This is a genomic window from Pseudonocardia halophobica (genome assembly GCF_027922425.1).
Lineage (GTDB): Bacteria > Actinomycetota > Actinomycetes > Mycobacteriales > Pseudonocardiaceae > Pseudonocardia > Pseudonocardia halophobica.
Genome location: NZ_BSFQ01000012.1, coordinates 17846 through 34965, shown reverse-complemented (window position 1 = coordinate 34965; position 17120 = coordinate 17846). Strand labels below are relative to the sequence as shown.

Below are 17120 nucleotides of genomic sequence, written 5' to 3'. Positions count from 1 at the left end.
GAGCACCGCGTGATCGCCGCCGAGACCTTCGTCGACGAGGCCCGGGCGCGCGGGTTCGCCTGGTACACCGGCGTGCCCTGCTCGTACCTCACCCCGTTCATCAACTACGTGCTGCAGGCCGACCGGCTGCAGTACCTGTCCGCCGCCAACGAGGGCGACGCCGTGGCGATCTCCGCCGGCGTGACCCTCGGCGGCGGGCGCGCGGTGACGATGCTGCAGAACTCCGGGCTGGGCAACGCGGTCAGCCCCCTGACCTCGCTGACCTGGACCTTCCGTCTCCCGCAGCTGCTGATCGTGACCTGGCGTGGCGAGCCCGGGAACCCGGACGAGCCGCAGCACGAGCTGATGGGGCGGATCACCCCGCAGATGCTCGAGACGATGGAGATCCCGTGGGCGGACTTCCCGTCCGAGGACGCGGCCGTCGGCCCGGCGCTCGACGCCGCCGTGGCGCACATGGACAGCACCGGGCGCCCCTACGCGCTGGTGATGCACAAGGGGACCGTCGCCCCGTACGCGTTGCGCGACGGGGTGCGCCCGCCGGGCGTGCCCGGCGCCGCCCCGGCACCGGAGGCGGCCTGCGCTCCCGCCGGAGCCCTGCCGACCCGGCGGGAGGCACTGCAGCGGGTGATCGACCGGACGCCCGAGGACTCGACCGTGGTGCTGGCCTCCACGGGCTACTGCGGCCGCGAGCTCTACGCGCTCGCCGACCGGCCCCACCAGCTCTACATGGTCGGCTCGATGGGCTGTGTGGCGCTGCTCGCCCTCGGCCTGGCCCTGGCTCGGCCGGACGTGCACGTGGTCGCCCTCGACGGGGACGGCGCCGCCCTGATGCGGATGGGCGCGTTCGCCACGCTCGGCACGTACGGCCCGCCCAACCTCACCCACCTGCTGCTGGACAACGGCGCGCACGAGTCGACGGGCGGCCAGGCCACCGTGTCACCGAACGTGTCGTTCGCCGGCGTCGCCGCCGCCTGCGGCTACCCCGTGGCCCTGGAGGGGGACGATCCCGGCCTGGTCGACGCCCTGCTCGAGGCGCCCGCGGCCGAGGGGCCCCGCTTCGCGCGCCTGCGGATCGGGACCGGGACGCCGAAGGACCTCCCCCGGCCGACGGTCACGCCCCCCGAGGTCGCCCGCCGCCTGATGTCCCACCTCGCCGAGCGGGTCGCGGAGCCGTCCGCGGCGGAGCCGGGCCGGTGATGCCGGAGGCCCCGGCTCCGCACCTCCTCGCGCGCCTGCCCCGCCCGGTGGCCCGGCTGGCGCAGACCGCCGCACCCAACCAGGCCCTCGTCGCCCTCACGAGCCTGGCCGTCGTCGTGCTCGCGTCGCGCTCCCTGCCACCGGCGGCGTTCGGCCTGTTCGCCTCGGCGCAGCTGGCCGTGCTGTTCTGCGTCGGCGTCGCGCAGGCCACCGTCCTCACCCCCATCGTCGCGGACCGCACGGTCGACCCGACCCGCCCGGTCGCGGAGGTGCGCCGGCTGGAGCTGCTCTTCGGGGCCGGGGCGCTGCTCGTCGGGCTGCTGGGAGCCCTGCTCCTCTCCGGGGAGCTGCGGACCGTCGTCCTGGGCACCGGCCTCGTCCTGCCGGGGTGCCTGTACTGGGACGCCGTACGAATGCACTACCAGGGACGCTCCGCCTACCTGCGGCTCCTGCCCGGGGACCTCGTCGCCGGTGTGGTGACCATCGGCTGGGTCGGGACCGCGCTGGCCCTGGGCCTCGGTCCGCTGGTGACCATCCTCGGGCTCGGCGCGGGGCCGTGGGCCGCCTGCCTCGTCGTCCTGCCTCCGTGGTCGTCGCGGTGGACCAGCTGGCGCCGGCCGTGGCCGCGACGGGTCAGCGCCAACCTCGCCGGCGACTACGTGATCTCGACCGGCCTCGACCAGCTCCTCACCCTGCTCACCGCGGTGTTCCTGTCTGCCCAGGCGCTCGGCGGCCTCCGCCTCGCCCAGTCGGCACTGGGTCCGATCAGCACGCTCGCGATCGCGCTGAGCATGACGGTGCTCCCGAAGATGCGCGACCTCCCGCTCACGCCCGCGCGGAAGGTCTGGTGGGCGGCCCGCCCGTTCGGCGCCGTCGCCGGGCTCGCCCTCGCGATCGGGCTGGCCCTGACGTTCGTGCCGGTCCCGGTGGGCCAGGCCCTCGTCGGCGACTCCTGGGCGATCGCGGCCCCGGTCGCACTCGCGGTCGCGGTGTACGCCGCGGCGTCCGCGTTGGGGCGGGCGGCCACGCTGACCATGCTGACCTCGGGGGCCAGCGGGCTGCTGGTGACGGTCCGCGCGGTGTCGGCCCCGGTCGTCGCCGTCGTGTGCGTGCTCGTGCTGACCCGGCACGAGCTGATCCTCTACGCGTGGACCGCGGCCGGGCTCCTGGTCCTGTCCACCGCGGTCCTGTTCGTCATGGCCGCCCGCAGCGGCACCCGTACCCCCGGAGGTGTCCGTGAGGACGAGTGAGCCCGACGACGTGAAGCGAGCGGTGATCCTCGCCGCCGGCCGCGGGCAGCGGCTCGACGTCGAGACCCGGCCCGGGCCGAAGTGCCTGCTGGAGTTCGGCGGCATGACGCTGCTCGAACGTCAGCTCCGCGAGCTGAAGGCCTGCGGGGTGCCGGAGGTGGTGGTCGCGACGGGGTTCGCCCACGAGGAGATCGAGCGCGAGGTCGACCGCCTCGACCTGCCGCGGCCCACGCTCGTCGTGAACGAGCGCTACGAGCTCGGCAGCATGCTCACCGTCGACGTGGTGGGGCCGCAGCTCACCGCGGGCGGGTCCGTCCTGCTCATGGACGCGGACGTGCTGTGCGACGCGCGCGTCCTGGCCCCTCTCGTCCACGCGCCGTCGGCGAACGCCCTGCTCGTCGACCGGGACTTCGAGCCCGGCGAGGAACCGGTCAAGGTGCTGCTGCGGGACGGGGTGCCCGTCGACCTCGCCAAACAGCCGGATCCCGACCTGCCGCACGACACCGTCGGCGAGTCCGTCGGCTTCTTCCGCCTCGGCGAGGCGGCCGCCGCCGCGCTCGCCGGGATCGTGCGGGCGAGCGTCGTGGCCGGCGGCGCGGCGCTGCCGCACGAGGACGCGGTGCGGGACCTGCTGCGGGCGGGCGAGCACCTGTTCGCCGCGGTCGACGTCACCGGCGCCCCCTGGACCGAGATCGACTTCCCGCACGACGTCGAGCGCGCCCGCGCGGACGTGCTCCCCCGCCTGAGCCTCGAGGTGTGACCGTGTTCCTGCTGAACCCCGGCCCCGTCACGCTGTCGCCGCGCGTGCGGGAGAGCCTGCTCGGACCCGACCTCTGCCACCGTGAGCCCGAGTTCTTCGACCTGCAGGACGCGGCCCGGGCCGGGCTGCTCGCGGTCTACGACCTGGATCCCGCGGAGTGGGCCGCCGTGCTGCTCACCGGATCGGGCACCGCGGCGGTGGAGAGCATGGTCGCGTCCGTGGTGCCGGCGGACGGCCGGCTGCTGGTGCTGGAGAACGGGGTCTACGGCGAGCGGATGACCGCGATCGCGGAGTGCCACGGGATCGCCCACGAGACGCTGGCCGGGGACTGGCTCGCGGGGCCCGATCTCGACGCCCTCGCGGCGCGGCTGGCCGGGTCCCCGGCGGTGACGCACGTCGCCGTCGTCCAGCACGAGACCACGACCGGCCGGCTCACGGATCTCGCCGCGATCGGCGCGGTGTGTCGGGCGCACGGCGTGCGGCTGCTCGTCGACGGGGTCAGCAGCTTCGGCGGCGAGGAGATCGACTTCGGCCTGCCGATCGACGCCGTCGCCGGCACGGCCAACAAGTGCCTGCACGGTGTCCCCGGCATCGCGTTCGCCGTGGTGCGGCGCGCGGCGCTCGCCTCGGCGGCGCAGCGGGCCTACTACCTGGACCTGACCCGGCTGGCCACGCTGCAGGACCAGCGGAACACGCCCTTCACCCCGGCCGTGCAGAGCCTGTACGCGCTGGTCGAGGCGCTGGCGGAGCTGCGGGAGGAAGGCGGGTGGCGCGAGCGGCACGCGCGCTACGCCCGCTACGCCGACGCCGCGGGCGAGGGCCTGCGGCGGGTCGGCGTCGCGCCCCTGCTGCCGGCCGGCACGAGCTCGGTCGTCCTGCGCTCGTACCGGCTGCCCGACAGCGTCACCTACACCGACCTCCACGACGGGCTCAAGGACGAGGGCTTCGTGATCTACGCCGGTCAGGGCAAGCTCGCCAAGTCGATCTTCCGGATCTCGACCATGGGGGACCTGCACGACGCGGACGTCGAGCGCTTGGTCGGAGCCCTGACGAAGACGTTCTCGTGACGCCTCGCGTCACCTCCCCGGTGCCGACCACGCTGTGGCGGTCGGTGCTCGAGACGGACGAGGCGGCCGTCGTCGGGCAGTCGTTGCCGTGGCGGGAGGCCGTCCTCGCCGACGGCCGCTTCGCGGACGCGAGTGTGCACTACGCCTTTCCGTCCGGACGGCAGGTCGTGCTCCCCCTGGTCCGGCGACGCCGGTCGGCGGCGGCCGCGAGGGTGGTCTCGAGCTGGCCGCAGATCTGGGGCACGGGCGGTCCGATCAGCACGGACGGCCGGATCACGGTCGACGAGGCGGAGTTCGTGTGGCGGGACGCCGCCCACCGCGGGACGTTGTCGACCGAGGTGACGCTGCGCCCGGAGGCCGACCCGGCCTGGCTCTCCGCGGCATCCCGTGCCGGGTACGCCGTGGAGGCGGGTGGCAGCTACCTGCTGGACCTCGCCGGCGGGTTCGACGAGGTGTGGTCGCGGCGCTTCCGCGGGACGGCACGGACGGCGATGCGCAAGGCCGAGAAGCTCGGCGTCGAGGTGGAGGTCGACCGCACCGGCCGGCTCGCCCACGTCTACGACGAGCTGCACGAGCGCTCGGTCCACCGCCGCGCCGCGACCGAGGGTGAGCCGGTGTGGCTCAGCCGGTGGCGGATGAGCCGGGTCAGCTCCACCCCGGCGCAGGTCGCGCTCGTCGCCGCCGCGTTCGGCAAGGACTGCGCGACCTGGGTCGCCCGCCGGGACGGCGAACCGGTCGCGGTGATCATCGTGCTGAGCGCGGGCGGGCACGCGAAGTACTGGCGCGGCGCGATGGACAAGGACGTCGCGACCCCGCTGCGGGCCAACGACCTGCTGCACCGCCTCGCGATCGAGGACGCCTGCGACCAGGGGCGCCACTGGTACGACATGGGCGGCGCGCACCCGGACTCCGCGCTCGCGGCCTTCAAGACCAAGCTCGGCGCCACGCTCCACCACACCCACGAGCTGCGCGCCCGTCGCCTGCCCGCCCGCCTTGGTCACGAAGCCCGCATCCGAGCGGAGGCGCTGGTCAAGCGGGTGGCAGGGCTCGGCGAGATGTGAGGCTGGTCCGCTGCGCGCCGTTCGCCGGTTTACAGAAGTGGACCTTGTGTAACGCGTGTCGCTTCGGCGTCGATAGGCGCGATACGGGTCGGTGCGACGTCACCGTCCCTGCGCCCGTGGCGGTCGGGCGCTGCCGACGTGGGGAGTGACGACATGCACGGTTCGGGCACTGCGCGGCCGGCGGTCTCGGTGGTCGTCCCGACGCTCAACGAGCGCCGCAACGTCGAACGCCTCCTCACGGAGCTGGACCCCGGGTACGAGGTGGTGGTCTCCGACGGCGGCTCGGTCGACGACACGCTCGACACCGTCCGCCGCGTCCGGCCGGACTCCCGGGTCGTCACGCAGGGGTGGAACCGCGGGACCAGCATGGTCGCGGGTATGCACGCGGCCCGCGGCGACGCGCTCGTCCTGCTCGACGCCGACGGGTCCACCTGCCCGACCGAGGTCCCCCGGATGGTCATGGCCCTCGACGACTTCGACGTGGCCAGGGGCTCGCGCCCCGCCCGGCGTTCGGTGGCCGACGCCGCCCTCGCGGCCGTCGCCTCCGCCCGTCTCGGCACGCGCGTCACGGATCCGTGGTGCGGCGTGACGGCCCTCCGTCGCTCGACCCTTCCCCGGCTCGGGCTACCCGACCTCACCCGGCACGCCGCCGGCTTCGAGCTCCTCCTGGCCGCCCGTGCGGCCCAGGAGGGACTGGCCGTGTACGAGGTCCCGGGCATCCGGGCGGCGCCGTGGCACCAGCCGTACCCGACGAACTCGCTGGCCGAGAACTCGCGGCTGGTCAGGGCGTTGTTCGCGGAGCGCCGGTCCGCCCCCGCTGGAACCGTGCCCGCACCCCGCTCGTCGGTCGACGGCGTCGTCAGGCAGGCCTACGACCGCTCCTGACCCGAGTCAGCTCCGCTCCCGCCGCACGGCGGCGAGCACCATCTGCATGAGCTGCTCGGGTGTGTCCGCCCACCCGTCGGCCCCGTGCTGCACCGCCTCGTCGAAGCGCTCCGGCCGCCCGGTCGGGGCATAGACGATGAACGGGGTGTGCACACCCGACGACCGCAGCTTCTGCAGCAGGTCGTAGCCCGCCTGCGGGTGCTGCAGGCGCTCCATATCAGAGACGATCACGTCGTACCGGTTGCGCTGTGTGCGCTCCAGGGCGTCCTCGGTCGACGGGCTGAGCTCGACGTCGATGCCGACGGCCTCCAGCGCCGTCGCCTCGTGCCGGTTGCCGCTGGGATGGTCGTCGACCCACAGCAACCGGGCCCGGCCCCCGACGTCCTGCAACGTCCGCGCGGCGTCGTCGACGCGGTCCAGTGCCGCCTTCTGGTCCATCGGCGGCGCCCCCTTGGCCACCGTGGCCTGGGTCAGCGCGGTCGCGGCCTGCTGCCTGCTCGACGCCGAGATCTCCAGCCCGCCCGGCCCCTTCACCGTCAGCGACCCGGACAGGAGGTTGGTCAGCGGCTTCCGGAACAGCACGACCACGACGAGCACGAGCGCCGGCCAGATCAACACCCCGATCAGCCCGGTGATGTCCGCGAGCACGGCGCCTCCTCTCCCGGCCCGGAATTCGCCGACGGTGAGCAGTCCGTTACGCGTACGCAGTTCTGCGCAGCGACAGGACGCCCGGCGAGGAGGACCCTGGTCTCCCCTGCGAGACGAGGTGCTGACGATGGACGACGTGCAGCTGGTCCGGAACGAGTTCGAGGCCTGGAACAGCCGGAATCTCGACGGCTGGCTGGCACACTACTCGGACAAGTCGGTCTTCGACGTCCCTGGCGGCGTGCACCTCGAGGGCCTCGACGGCGCCCACATGTTCTGGGGCGGCTACCAGAACGGATTCCCCGACAACCGCGTCGTCGAGCGCCGACTCTTCGGTCAGAACGGTCAGGTCCTCCTCGAGGCGGTCTTCGAGGGCACCCACACCGGCCCCCTCCCGACACCCGACGGGCAGATGATCGAGGCCACGGGCAAGCCGGTCCGTGTCCCCTTCTGCGGGCTCTACCTCGTGGAGAACGGCGTGATCACGGGCCACACCCTCTACTTCGACCAGCTGGACATGCTGACCCAGCTCGGCCTCATGAGCTGACGCGCGGGGAGTGATCACGCCCGGGATGCACGGGGCAGCTGCGCCTGACCGTGCTGCTCGACCCGCATGGTCCGTGGGCCGTAACGATGGCCGGATGGAAGCCGAGACTCCCGACATCGCTCGCTGTTGAGGTGCATGGGATGAATTGCCGCTTCTGTCGACACACCACGGGAGAAGTCATCCTCGACGCCGGTCGTCAACCCGCGAGCGACTCCTTCCCGCTCGTCTCCGACCCCGGACCCGATGTCCTTCATCCGCTGTCCCTCTGGCTTTGTGGAAACTGTCGCCTCGCACAGCTCGTCGAAGACTCGACGACCGCGGAGGAGCCCCGCGGGCAGGAGCCAGAGGCACTGGCGCGGCAGGCCGAAGAGGCGGTCGGGGCGCTCTCCACGGCCGGCTTCCTCACGGGTGCACGGTTGATGCGCGAGTTCGGGAGTCCTCACGGTGGCAGGTGGGAGGACCTCCTGCGGGGACACGGACTCCAGGTCGCGGCTGCCGGGGAGCCAGCAGACGTTGTGATCGACAACATCGGGATGATGCACGAGCCGGATCAGGCCGCAGCGTTACGCCGACGGGTGGAGAGCCTCGCTCCGGACGGCACACTCTTCTTCCAGTACCACTCGTTCGCAACGATCCTTCACCGTGGCCAGTGGAACGCTCTGCGCCACGGCCACTTCGCCTACTACTCCACCTCTGCACTGATCGGCATGCTGCGCTCGGTCGGCCTCGTTCCGGTCACCGCCCGTCAGTATCCCCTCTATGGAGGAACGGTGCTGCTCGGAGCCACGCGTGCCGGTGCGCCGGACCGCTCGGTGGAGGAGATCGTCCAAGACGAGATCCGTGTAGGGGCACTCGACCCGCAGCGTGCTCGTAGCCTGCAGCTCGCGTACGTCACCTCATCCGAGGCGCTGAGCACCTTCCTACGCCGGGAGAGGGATATGGGCCGGCAGGTCGTGGGCTACAGCGCGGCCTCCCGGGCCGTCGCGCTCCTGTGTCGTGCCGGCATCGGCCCCGACCTGCTGACGATGGTCGGCGATGCATCCCCAGCGAAGGAGGGTCGGCGGATGCCCGGCAGCGGAATCGCGATCGTCGCGCCCTCGACGCTGATCGAGTCGAGGCCGGACACGGTCGTCCTGTTCGTTCCGGATCTTCTCGACGAGGTCAGACGGTCGATGCCGCAGATCGAGGCGGCAGGCGGTCGTTGGGTGGTGGCCGAGGACCTCGCCGCGTGAAGAAGGAGCGCGCCCTCAGGCAAAGCGCCGGAAGACCGGCTTGACCGGTCTTCCCGCGTACTTCTCCGGCCCGCCGGCCTCGAGCGCGTCTCTGTACACGGCGCAGGCGTCGGCGACGACCTCAACCGTCCGGTCCACGTCCGAATCGGTGAGGGCGGCGCTGACAACGAACGATGGCGCCAATACCCCGCCGAGCAGCAGTTCGCGCAGGAAGAGCGTCCGGAACTCCTGCGACGGATTGCCGTGGTGGTCCAACGTGGCGAAGACGAGGTTGCTGGCACGCCCGCGGACGACGACCTGTTCGCCGACCCCTGCAGCGGCGGCCACCTCGTGAACCCCTGCGCGAAGTCGATCTCCGAGCTGGTGGAGGCGAGCGATCACGCCCTCCTCCACACACGCGTCCATGACCGCCATCGCTGCCGCAAGCGCGTGCGTCTCGGCCCCATGGGTTGTGGATAGCAGGAAGACACGTTCGTCAGGAGAGCGAAGTCCGCCACGCTCCATGATTTCGCGTCGACCCGCGAGCGCAGAGACGGCAAAGCCGTTCCCCAGAGCCTTCCCGAAAGTGGACAGGTCGGGCACGATTCCGTAGAGGCCCTGTGCCCCGGAGGCCGCCCACCGGAAGCCGGTGATCATCTCGTCCAGGACGAGTAGGCAACCGTGGTGATCGGCCAGCGCCCGCACGCCCTCCAGATAGCCCGCCGGCGGCTCGGTCACCGTGGCCGCCTCCATGACCAGGCAGGCGATGTCGGACCCGTGCAGGTCGAGCAGATCCGACAGGGCGGGCAAGTCCCCATATGGGAATGACAACGTGGACTGCGCCGGAATGCCCGCCGTCATCTGCGTCGTCCCGATGAACCAGTCGTCGGTGGAGAAAAACGGCTGGTCCCGGCAGATCGCGACAACGGAGCGCCTCGTGTGGGCCCGCGCGAGCCGCACAGCTGCCGTGGTCGCATCCGAACCGTTCTTCGTGAACTTGACCATCTCCGCTGTAGGCACCGTCGCCAAGAACCGCTCGGCGGCCTCCGCCTCGATGACGCTCGGCCGAACGAAGTTCGCCCCGTGGTCGAGCTGCGCTCGTACCGCGCTCAGGACTCGAGGATGCGCGTGGCCGAGTACTACCGAGCGCAGGCCTGAGCCGTACTCGACGTAGCGGTTGCCATCGACGTCCCAGACATGTGCGCCGTGTCCGCGGGAGATCACGGGCGCCATGCCATCAGGGAATTGGTCGTCGCCCTTGGCATACGTGTGCGCGCCTCCTGGGATCAAACGGTGGAGGCGCTCATTGAGCTCGGCGGAGCGACGCAGCCGCGGTAAGGCCGTGGATTCACTCGCGGCGGACTGAACCCGCACGCCGATTTGGGCCGACTGATCGGAAAAGGTGTTGGTCATCTTCTCCCCGGTGAGCTGGACGTCCGCGCGATCTCGGGACGGAACTCGTCCCGTTCCACCGCGGTGCCGACCGGGTCGGGATGAGCATCGCGGAGTCGGATGCTGGCTCGCGTGCAGCAGCACCCGCGTTACCCGCACCTCGGGTGGCCGCCTACCGCGTGCCCTGCTCAGGCCGGCCGGCACAAGTGTCGCACTCGCCCGCCGGGTTGTGACGGCAGTGGATGGCCGCTGGTGAAGTCTGTGACCGGTGAGATGCGGATGGTGGTCGCTGTTCGAATTCGCTCTCGCCCGGGTCGCGTTGCGCGAGCCGGCGAAGGCCGAGACCGAGCACCAGGCCCACTACGAGGGCGCCCGCGCACCACACCCCGATCCACGTCAGTACGGTCGTCATCACCCTCGGTCGCGACTCTCCGGTGAGGCCGCCGGACTCCCGGTCGCGCGTCTCCTGGGCATCAGCTCGTATCTCCTCGGGGACGCGATCGGTCTCCTGCCGCGCAAGTCTGCCCGACCGCCCCCTCGTGCTCATCGTCAGCATATGGCACGTGACCGCGGACTAGCCGTGCTGCGTCGAGAACCAAGCGTCCCTCGCCATCGAGGCGAAGCCTTGATACGGGTCCGGGTCGGACTGCGGAAAATCCACCCGCCAGTTCGCGTCAGCGCCTTCGATCGCGCTCACGTCGGCATCGAAGAAGGCCACACCTCGGAGATACCGAAGCTCCCTGGCGTCCTCCGGCAATGTGCGATAGAAGTCGCCCTTGAAGCGGGAGTCGTGCACGTCGTAGATGGTTCCCACCTCGCCCACGACAAAAGGCTTCCGCGGACCGAAAGTGTCGTGCATATTCGTCTTGCACGGCATCTCATCGGCACATGTCCCGCGATATCCGAAGAGCTCCGAGAAAGTGGCCGGACCCGGCCGCAAGGGGCTTGAGTAGCATGATTCGTCGCTGAGGGGACACCGATTGTATCGATCCGAGCCAACCCAGTCGACATAGGCGTCACCAGGATACGAGTCCAAAGCGCATTCGCGATCCGCACCCTCCTCGGGAGTGAACCAGAAGCCGACATTTGTCGCGTCGTTCTCGCGGAAGACGTCCACCATGTGCCGCCAGGCCTGCACGAACGGCTCGCCGCAACTGTTCACACCGCCGTTCTCGGGCCCGGGAACAGCACTCGTCACCGAGGTCGGCCAGTTGAACTCGACGAACGGCCGGAGCATGATTCGGTGCGGCGCAAAGGAGGCGAAGTACTGCGCCGCCTTGCGCCAGATCTCGTCCGCGGCGCCGCTGTTCATCTGACTGATCGTGTAGCCCGGTGTCCAGCTCACGACCGGGAACGAACCATTATCGATGATCCACTGCTCACGGCGTGGCGTGAAATCCTCTGGGTCGTAGATCCCGTAGACGCCGTCCCAGTAGCCGTTATTGCCGTACTCGATCTGGATGCCATCGAACGTCCGCCCGAGGTCCTGCTGGCGTTGACGGATGGCCATCTGTGCCTGTGGCCACTCGACCCCCACACCAGCGTAGTACTCGATGAGGAACGCGCCCGTCCGCCCTGGAACCAGATTGTCGTTGCCGAGCGGCCCAGTGAAGTACGAAGAGGGGCAGGCGGTCCCGTCGCTGTTGGTGCACGCTGAGGCGTGGCCCGCCGGCGGCTGTGGGCTCGGCGGACGGCTCTCGGGCCGGAGGGCGAAGAGCGCGAGCCCACAGACAACGAGACCCGCGATCGCAATCGCTCCGTAGCGGAGAAGGCGACGCGGCCAGCGGCGCTGCGACACCTGTCCGTGACGCCTGGGTCGCCGGGTAGGCACGTTCCGAGCCTAGCCGCTCCGGCAGGGTGCCCGTGGGATCGCCGCGTGCCCATTCACGGGCCGAGGAGCCGGTTCCTGAAGTCGTCCGTCCCGACGGTCGCGGACCATGCCCGCGCCGCCTCGACGTACTCCCACCGGTCCTCCATGATCCGGGTCATCCCGGCGCACACCCCGGCGACCGTCATCGGAACGGCGGCGCCGACGCCGGTCGCTTCGACCACCCGCTCGAGCCATCCTCCCTGCGGCACCAGCACTGGTGTACCCCGTGTGCAGGCCTCGCCGAGGACGCCACTCGGCGCGTCGTTGTCGTGCAGGAGTGCGACGACATCCACCGCGGACAGCCCGGCACCGTACTCGTCCGGATCCAAGAACCGGTCGACCAGCCTCATCCGGTCCTCGGCGCACAGGCTGACGGCCGTGGGGTCGGTCTCGACGAACCGCCGCACGTTTGGCGCGAGGTGGCCGGCCACGACGAGGACCACGTGCGGGAGCTCGGCGACCGCCTGTACCAGGAGCGGTAGGTTTTTCCTGGCGCTGACGACGCCGAACAGGCCCACGACCGTGTCAGCGCCCTCCGGCGGTAGCCACTCCGGTCGCCGAGGTGCGTCCGCCTCCGATCGAGGCACCGGGTCCCGCACCGGCGGCAGACCCGGGTAGCCGCGGCGACGCTCGATCACCCCCATGGCGTCGGTCAGGAACAGCACCCGCACACCGGGCAGGCGCCGAAGCATCTGGACGAGCAGCGGCTTGACGGCCGTCGTGGGGCGCAGCCCCTCCGGCCCCCCGATGGTCGCCGTTCTCATCATCAGCAGCCGGATCTCGGGCCGGGTACGCCGCAGGACGGGTCTTCGCCGCAGGAGGGGAACCACGTACTTGTCCCCGTCCGGCACGACGAGCAGCCGTGCCGAGGCAGCGGTCGCCCACCTCAGTGCCGAGTCGAGGACCTCCCGTCGCGAGGCTGCCTGCGGAAGTGTCACGAACCTGGTTCCCGCCGGTCGGAGGTGCGTGGCGTACTCGTTCGACTCCACCGCCTCACGGGTCGTGAGCAGGACGCACCGGTCCGGACCGGTAGCGGTGACGAGATGTCTCACGTACCGGAGGCGGTGCCCGGTCGGGTCCGTCTCGAGCACGCAGACGAGGTCACGGGATGACGACTCGTCGGACGACCTCACTCTTCAGTCCCTTCGACATGGCGCGGCACCCGACTCGGGCCGAACACACGAATCGCGAGACGCGTGAGGATGTAGATCTGGCTCACGACGAAGCCCACGGCCGCCCAGACCGCGCCGCCGAGCACCGCTGCCACGTACGTGACCACGAGACCGGTCACGAGACCGACCGTGATGGTCACGCCGACGAAGTGCTCGGCCCCACGGTTCTGCAGCACCAGCGCCAGTCCCTGGTTGAGGGTCGACAAAGCGGCGCCGATCGCCAGAACCGCGAAGGTCGTGCCCGACATCGCGAACTGATCACCGAGGATCCACGGAATGATCGTCGGCCCGACAGCAGCCGCCACGAGCGGCCCGAGGCACAGTCCCAGCGCGGTCAGACCGATCCGCCGCTCCTCGCGACGCAGCTCGGCCGGATCGTTCCGGGCGCGGGCCAGCCAGGGCGCGCCGACAAGCGCCATCGACCACGACAGGAAGAGCAGTGGCCCGAGCAACCGACCCGCACCGGCGTAGATGCCGCCTGCTCCGGGCCCCGCCCCGAGCGTCACCGCCGGCGTGTCGAGCTGCTGACCGATACCTGCCAGCGAGACGATCCCGAAGGAGTAGGACCGCTTGTGCACCGACAGCAGGTCGGCCTGCGACGAGGCACCGTGCCGGTTCCGCCGCAGTATCGAGTAGTCGATCGCGGCCTCCAGCGCGAAGCTCGTCACGAGGCCGATCGCGAGGGCGCGCTGCGCTGGCAGCACGACGAGCAGACCGAGGACGACGGCCAACCCGACTGCCCGGCCGATGAGCTGGGCAGACACCGCTCTGGCGAACTTCTCCTGCATCCGCAGGAGCGCGTTCGCGGTCTGGGCCTCCCACACGGCCCAGCCGACGACCCCGAGTACGAGCCCGTCGATCGGCTGGCGCATGATCAGCAGACTTGCTGTCACCGTCGGTACGACGAGGAGCGGCACCAGCCGCCGCTTGGCGGTCACGAGTTGCCGCGCCCGTAGGAAGGTCAGATCACCGCCGCCGACCTCACGGATCGTGTAGCCGGTGAGGCCGACATCGAAGATCGTCGACGCAACGGTCGCGATGGCGTAGCAGGTAGCCACGAGCCCGAGCTCGGCAGGCTCCATCTGTCGGGCCGCCGCCACGTATGTGAGGCCGACGAGTATCTGGCCGACGACCAGGGACCCCGCCACCGAACCGATCCGGCCGACCAGGACCTTGCCGGTCCGGAGACCCGCACCGGTCACGTCCCGGCCTCGGGAGAACGCGACGGGCCGTCGTCATGCGGCACCGACGGCCACGGCGGGCAGGTGTGCGTCATCACGGTCCTCCCCCACGCGAATGCCGGGGGCCACCGATCCCGGTCCGTGCCGCCGCCAGGCCCTCGACCCACGCACCGTAGGCGGCCGCGGCGGCCTGCGGCGAGAGGTTGGCCCTCATGTAGGCGAGACCTCTCATCCCCATGGCACGCCCCCGAGGGGCATCCCGTCCCAGCCGGCACACGGCGGCATGGAGCGCGTCGGGGCTCCCGGGGTCCACCCTGACACCCGCCCCCGAGCGCGCGATTTCAGCGCTGGCTGCGCTGTGCGACGCGGTGGCCGCGACGATCGGCCGACCGGAGGCGAAGTAGGACGTGAGTTTGCTGGGCACCGACATCGCGGCGACGGATGGCGCTTCATTGAGCACCAGGACGTCGGCGGCGGCGAGGGCGTCCTCGAACTGGCCGTCCGGCAACGGATCCATGAAATCGAGGCTCTCGACACCTGTCGCTGCCTCCTCGAGGTGGCGGCGTTCACCGCCCGCTCCGAGCAGGACATAGCGGACGCCTCCCGGAGAGCAGGACGCGAGACGAGCGGCGTCGACGACGTTGCCGAGGCCTTGCTTGACCCCCATGTTCCCGGCGTGCAGAGCGATGATCTCCCCCGGCGCCCAGCCCAACCGCTTCCGGGTCGCCGCAGGGTCGGCCGTCGAGGTTCGGACGTGCGACCAGTTTCGGATGATCGAGAGCCGCTCCGGCGCGATGCCGAGTTCGACGAGGTCGCGTGCGAAGTTCTCGTGAATGACCGCGACGCCGTCCGCTCGGCTCAGGAGCGCGCGCTCTAGCTGCGCGCCCATCTGTGCCCAGGCCGGGGAGGCCAACCCCGTCTCGGCGAGCGCATGGCAGTACAGGTCCTGGGTGACGACACCCAACGCGGTCCTTCCCGCCGAGCGCCAGCGGATTCCGGCAGCGACCGAGAGCAGGACGGGGCTGACTGCTATCACAACGTCGGGTCGAGGACCTCGAAGCACGGCGGCGTGCACCGAGAAGACAAGGTCCATCAGGACGCGTCGTGCCGCGGTCGGGACCGCAGGTACCGGGTGGCGGACGCGTTGCACAGCGATGTCGCCGTCCAGGTGCTGCGTCCTCAGGCCCGTGTAGCCCGTCCTGACCTTCCACTCCGGGTAGTGGGGATATCCGGTGATGACGCGGACGGAGTGCCCGCCGGACGCCAACCCACGCGCCATGCCTGTCGTGTAGGGAGCGTTACCAGTGGACTCGGGCGCGTAGTGCATGCCGATGACGAGCACCTCGAGTCGACGTGGTGTGGTGTCCTGGGACACCGGTCGGGCGATCTGCTCAGCGGCCACGGGCGAACACGACCTCGGCGACGGTGCGCAGGAGGATCTTCAGATCCAGCCACAACGACCAGTTCTCGATGTAGTAGTTGTCGAACCTCGCTCGGTCGGCGATGGGAACGTCGCCGCGCAGTCCGCTGACCTGAGCCAGCCCGGTCAGTCCGGTTCGCACCCGGTGTCGGTGCCCGTAGATCGGAACCTCCTCCGAAAACTTCGTGACGAAGTGCGGCCGCTCCGGACGCGGCCCGATGAGAGTCATGTCGCCCCGAAGCACGTTCCAGAACTGCGGGAGCTCGTCCAGGCCGGTGCGGCGCAGAATCCTCCCGACGGTTCCCACTCGCCCGTCGTGTGCGATGGACCAGCGTGTAGCGGCCTCCTCTCCGGAGGCCGGCTTCATTGTCCTGAACTTGTAGCAGGTGAACCGCTCACCAGCCCGCCCCACCCGCTCCTGACTGAAGAGCACACCCCTACCTCCTTCGAGTCGCACCGCGAGGGCACAGGCGAGGAGCAGTGGCGTACAGACGACGAGCGCCGTCGCGCTGAGGAGGATGTCGAAGCCCCGCTTCACCAGGGCCGCCGTCCCGTCGAGACGCGGCGGCAAGATCCGCGTCACCGGAATCGAACCGATGTGGTCGCCGACACCGACATGGCGGCAGAACTGGTGCAAGCGGGGGACGATCATGAGGTCGCAGCGAGCGCAGTCCGGATGGCGTAGCACGTCGAGGAGCCGGGACTCGGAGGTGTCGCCGTCTGCGACGATCACGACGTCCGATGCAGTCGACCGGACGACTCTAGCGAGGTCGCCCACCCCGCCCAGCCGGTGACTGACGGAGCCGGCCGGACAGTCCTCCTGCTCGTCGACGAACCCGACGGGAAACAGACCGTATTGCGGGTACCGGCTGAGGAGTCCGGCGAGCTCTGCCCCGAGCATCCCGCCGCCGACGATGACGGTTCGATGTGCGACGACACGCCGCCGCCGCCCCAGAAGGATGAGCTGATTGGTCACGACTCGTCCGGCCACGACCAGCCCGATCCCGACGACGGCCGACACCAGGAAACCGGTGACCTCGGCCTGCTCGTGGCGCAGAGCGAAGACCGTGGCCACAATCGCGCCGGCTGCGAGCAGCCGGCCGAGGATGATCGGCAATTCGTCGAGCACGCTGACGTGGAGACGCGCTCGGTAGCGGCCTCCTCCAGTCAGAAGCAGCAGGGACAGTGCCGCCATGGAAAGAATGCCCTTCGCGTGCTGTGGGACCCAGATCGCCGGAGCACTCAGGGCAAGGAGGTCGACGGGAAGGACGAGCATCCAGGCCTTCATCCGTTTGGCCGACCGGACCCCCGCGACGGGCCGCACCTTCGGTGCGGGCCCTTCCCATTCTCGGGGATCGGCCACCATGCGGGGGCGGTCGAACTCGCCGGCACCGTCGCGGGACTCGACGGAGGAAAGCCGCGGCGGTGGCGGAGCCGGAGTCGGCGGTGTCATCGGTTCCTC

15 protein-coding genes and 1 pseudogene are annotated in these 17120 nt (G+C 70.7%); 9 read left to right on the top strand and 7 right to left on the bottom strand.

Annotated features, from left to right (window positions below; genetic code table 11):
* Window positions 1-9: 9 nt before the first annotated feature.
* The 6 genes from aepY to PKE99_RS15970 all read left to right on the top strand — a co-directional run bounded on the left by aepY (window position 10) and on the right by PKE99_RS15970 (window position 6220).
* Window positions 10-1197: a phosphonopyruvate decarboxylase gene (gene aepY / locus PKE99_RS15995; RefSeq protein ID WP_037045801.1), complete on the top strand. Its 1188-nt coding sequence runs from the start codon at window positions 10-12 to the stop codon at window positions 1195-1197.
* Window positions 1197-2447 (top strand): MATE family efflux transporter, encoded by a 1251-nt coding sequence (locus PKE99_RS15990; RefSeq protein WP_156067603.1) that lies wholly within the window; start codon window positions 1197-1199, stop codon window positions 2445-2447. Before aepY ends, PKE99_RS15990 begins: the two co-directional genes overlap by 1 nt.
* A complete protein-coding gene (locus tag PKE99_RS15985) occupies window positions 2434-3207 on the top strand; it encodes a phosphocholine cytidylyltransferase family protein (protein WP_197040631.1) in 774 nt (257 codons plus the stop codon). Before PKE99_RS15990 ends, PKE99_RS15985 begins: the two co-directional genes overlap by 14 nt.
* Window positions 3204-4274 carry a 2-aminoethylphosphonate aminotransferase gene (locus PKE99_RS15980; RefSeq protein WP_197040630.1) on the top strand — a complete coding sequence of 357 codons (1071 nt, stop codon included), beginning with the start codon at window positions 3204-3206 and terminating at the stop codon, window positions 4272-4274. Before PKE99_RS15985 ends, PKE99_RS15980 begins: the two co-directional genes overlap by 4 nt.
* The gene (locus PKE99_RS15975; protein WP_037045798.1) at window positions 4271-5335 is read left to right on the top strand and encodes a GNAT family N-acetyltransferase; all 1065 of its coding nucleotides are present in this window, start codon (window positions 4271-4273) and stop codon (window positions 5333-5335) included. The genes PKE99_RS15980 and PKE99_RS15975 overlap by 4 nt, the downstream gene beginning before the upstream one ends.
* A 153-nt stretch (window positions 5336-5488) precedes the next feature.
* Entirely contained in the window at window positions 5489-6220 is a 732-nt protein-coding gene (locus PKE99_RS15970) for a glycosyltransferase family 2 protein (protein ID WP_051737436.1), read from the top strand.
* Window positions 6221-6226: 6 nt separating this feature from the next.
* Here the strand turns inward: PKE99_RS15970 and PKE99_RS15965 are convergent, their stop codons facing one another.
* Entirely contained in the window at window positions 6227-6868 is a 642-nt protein-coding gene (locus PKE99_RS15965) for a response regulator (RefSeq protein ID WP_037045797.1), read from the bottom strand.
* 127 nt (window positions 6869-6995) lie between these two features.
* Here PKE99_RS15965 and PKE99_RS15960 point away from each other — a divergent pair, with 127 nt between their 5' ends.
* The 3 genes and pseudogenes from PKE99_RS15960 (at window position 6996) to PKE99_RS39600 (ending at window position 8644) form a co-directional block, all read left to right on the top strand.
* Window positions 6996-7412, top strand: coding sequence for an ester cyclase (locus tag PKE99_RS15960; protein WP_197040629.1), 417 nt, complete (start codon window positions 6996-6998; stop codon window positions 7410-7412).
* Between the two features lie 86 nt (window positions 7413-7498).
* Window positions 7499-7705, top strand: a pseudogene (locus tag PKE99_RS39605) (hypothetical protein); the annotation flags it as partial.
* Between the two features lie 222 nt (window positions 7706-7927).
* Window positions 7928-8644 carry an NAD(P)-binding class I SAM-dependent methyltransferase gene (locus tag PKE99_RS39600; protein WP_231498212.1) on the top strand — a complete coding sequence of 239 codons (717 nt, stop codon included), beginning with the start codon at window positions 7928-7930 and terminating at the stop codon, window positions 8642-8644.
* A 15-nt stretch (window positions 8645-8659) separates the two neighbouring features.
* Here PKE99_RS39600 and PKE99_RS15945 read toward each other — a convergent pair whose 3' ends face one another.
* The 6 genes from PKE99_RS15945 to PKE99_RS15920 all read right to left on the bottom strand — a co-directional run bounded on the left by PKE99_RS15945 (window position 8660) and on the right by PKE99_RS15920 (window position 17111).
* Entirely contained in the window at window positions 8660-10036 is a 1377-nt protein-coding gene (locus PKE99_RS15945; RefSeq protein WP_051737434.1) for a glutamate-1-semialdehyde 2,1-aminomutase, read from the bottom strand.
* A gap of 553 nt (window positions 10037-10589) precedes the next feature.
* A complete protein-coding gene (locus tag PKE99_RS15940) occupies window positions 10590-11813 on the bottom strand; it encodes a glycosyl hydrolase (RefSeq protein ID WP_037045795.1) in 1224 nt (407 codons plus the stop codon).
* Window positions 11814-11899: 86 nt separating this feature from the next.
* The gene (locus PKE99_RS15935) at window positions 11900-12823 is read right to left on the bottom strand and encodes a glycosyltransferase family protein (RefSeq protein WP_156067598.1); all 924 of its coding nucleotides are present in this window, start codon (window positions 12821-12823) and stop codon (window positions 11900-11902) included.
* A 191-nt stretch (window positions 12824-13014) separates the two neighbouring features.
* Entirely contained in the window at window positions 13015-14259 is a 1245-nt protein-coding gene (locus tag PKE99_RS15930; RefSeq protein WP_037045788.1) for a lipopolysaccharide biosynthesis protein, read from the bottom strand.
* Window positions 14260-14332: 73 nt separating this feature from the next.
* The gene (locus tag PKE99_RS15925; RefSeq protein ID WP_156067596.1) at window positions 14333-15640 is read right to left on the bottom strand and encodes a glycosyltransferase; all 1308 of its coding nucleotides are present in this window, start codon (window positions 15638-15640) and stop codon (window positions 14333-14335) included.
* Window positions 15630-17111, bottom strand: a complete 1482-nt coding sequence (locus tag PKE99_RS15920) for a sugar transferase (RefSeq protein ID WP_197040628.1) — start codon at window positions 17109-17111, stop codon at window positions 15630-15632. The genes PKE99_RS15925 and PKE99_RS15920 overlap by 11 nt, the downstream gene beginning before the upstream one ends.
* Window positions 17112-17120 lie beyond the last annotated feature (9 nt).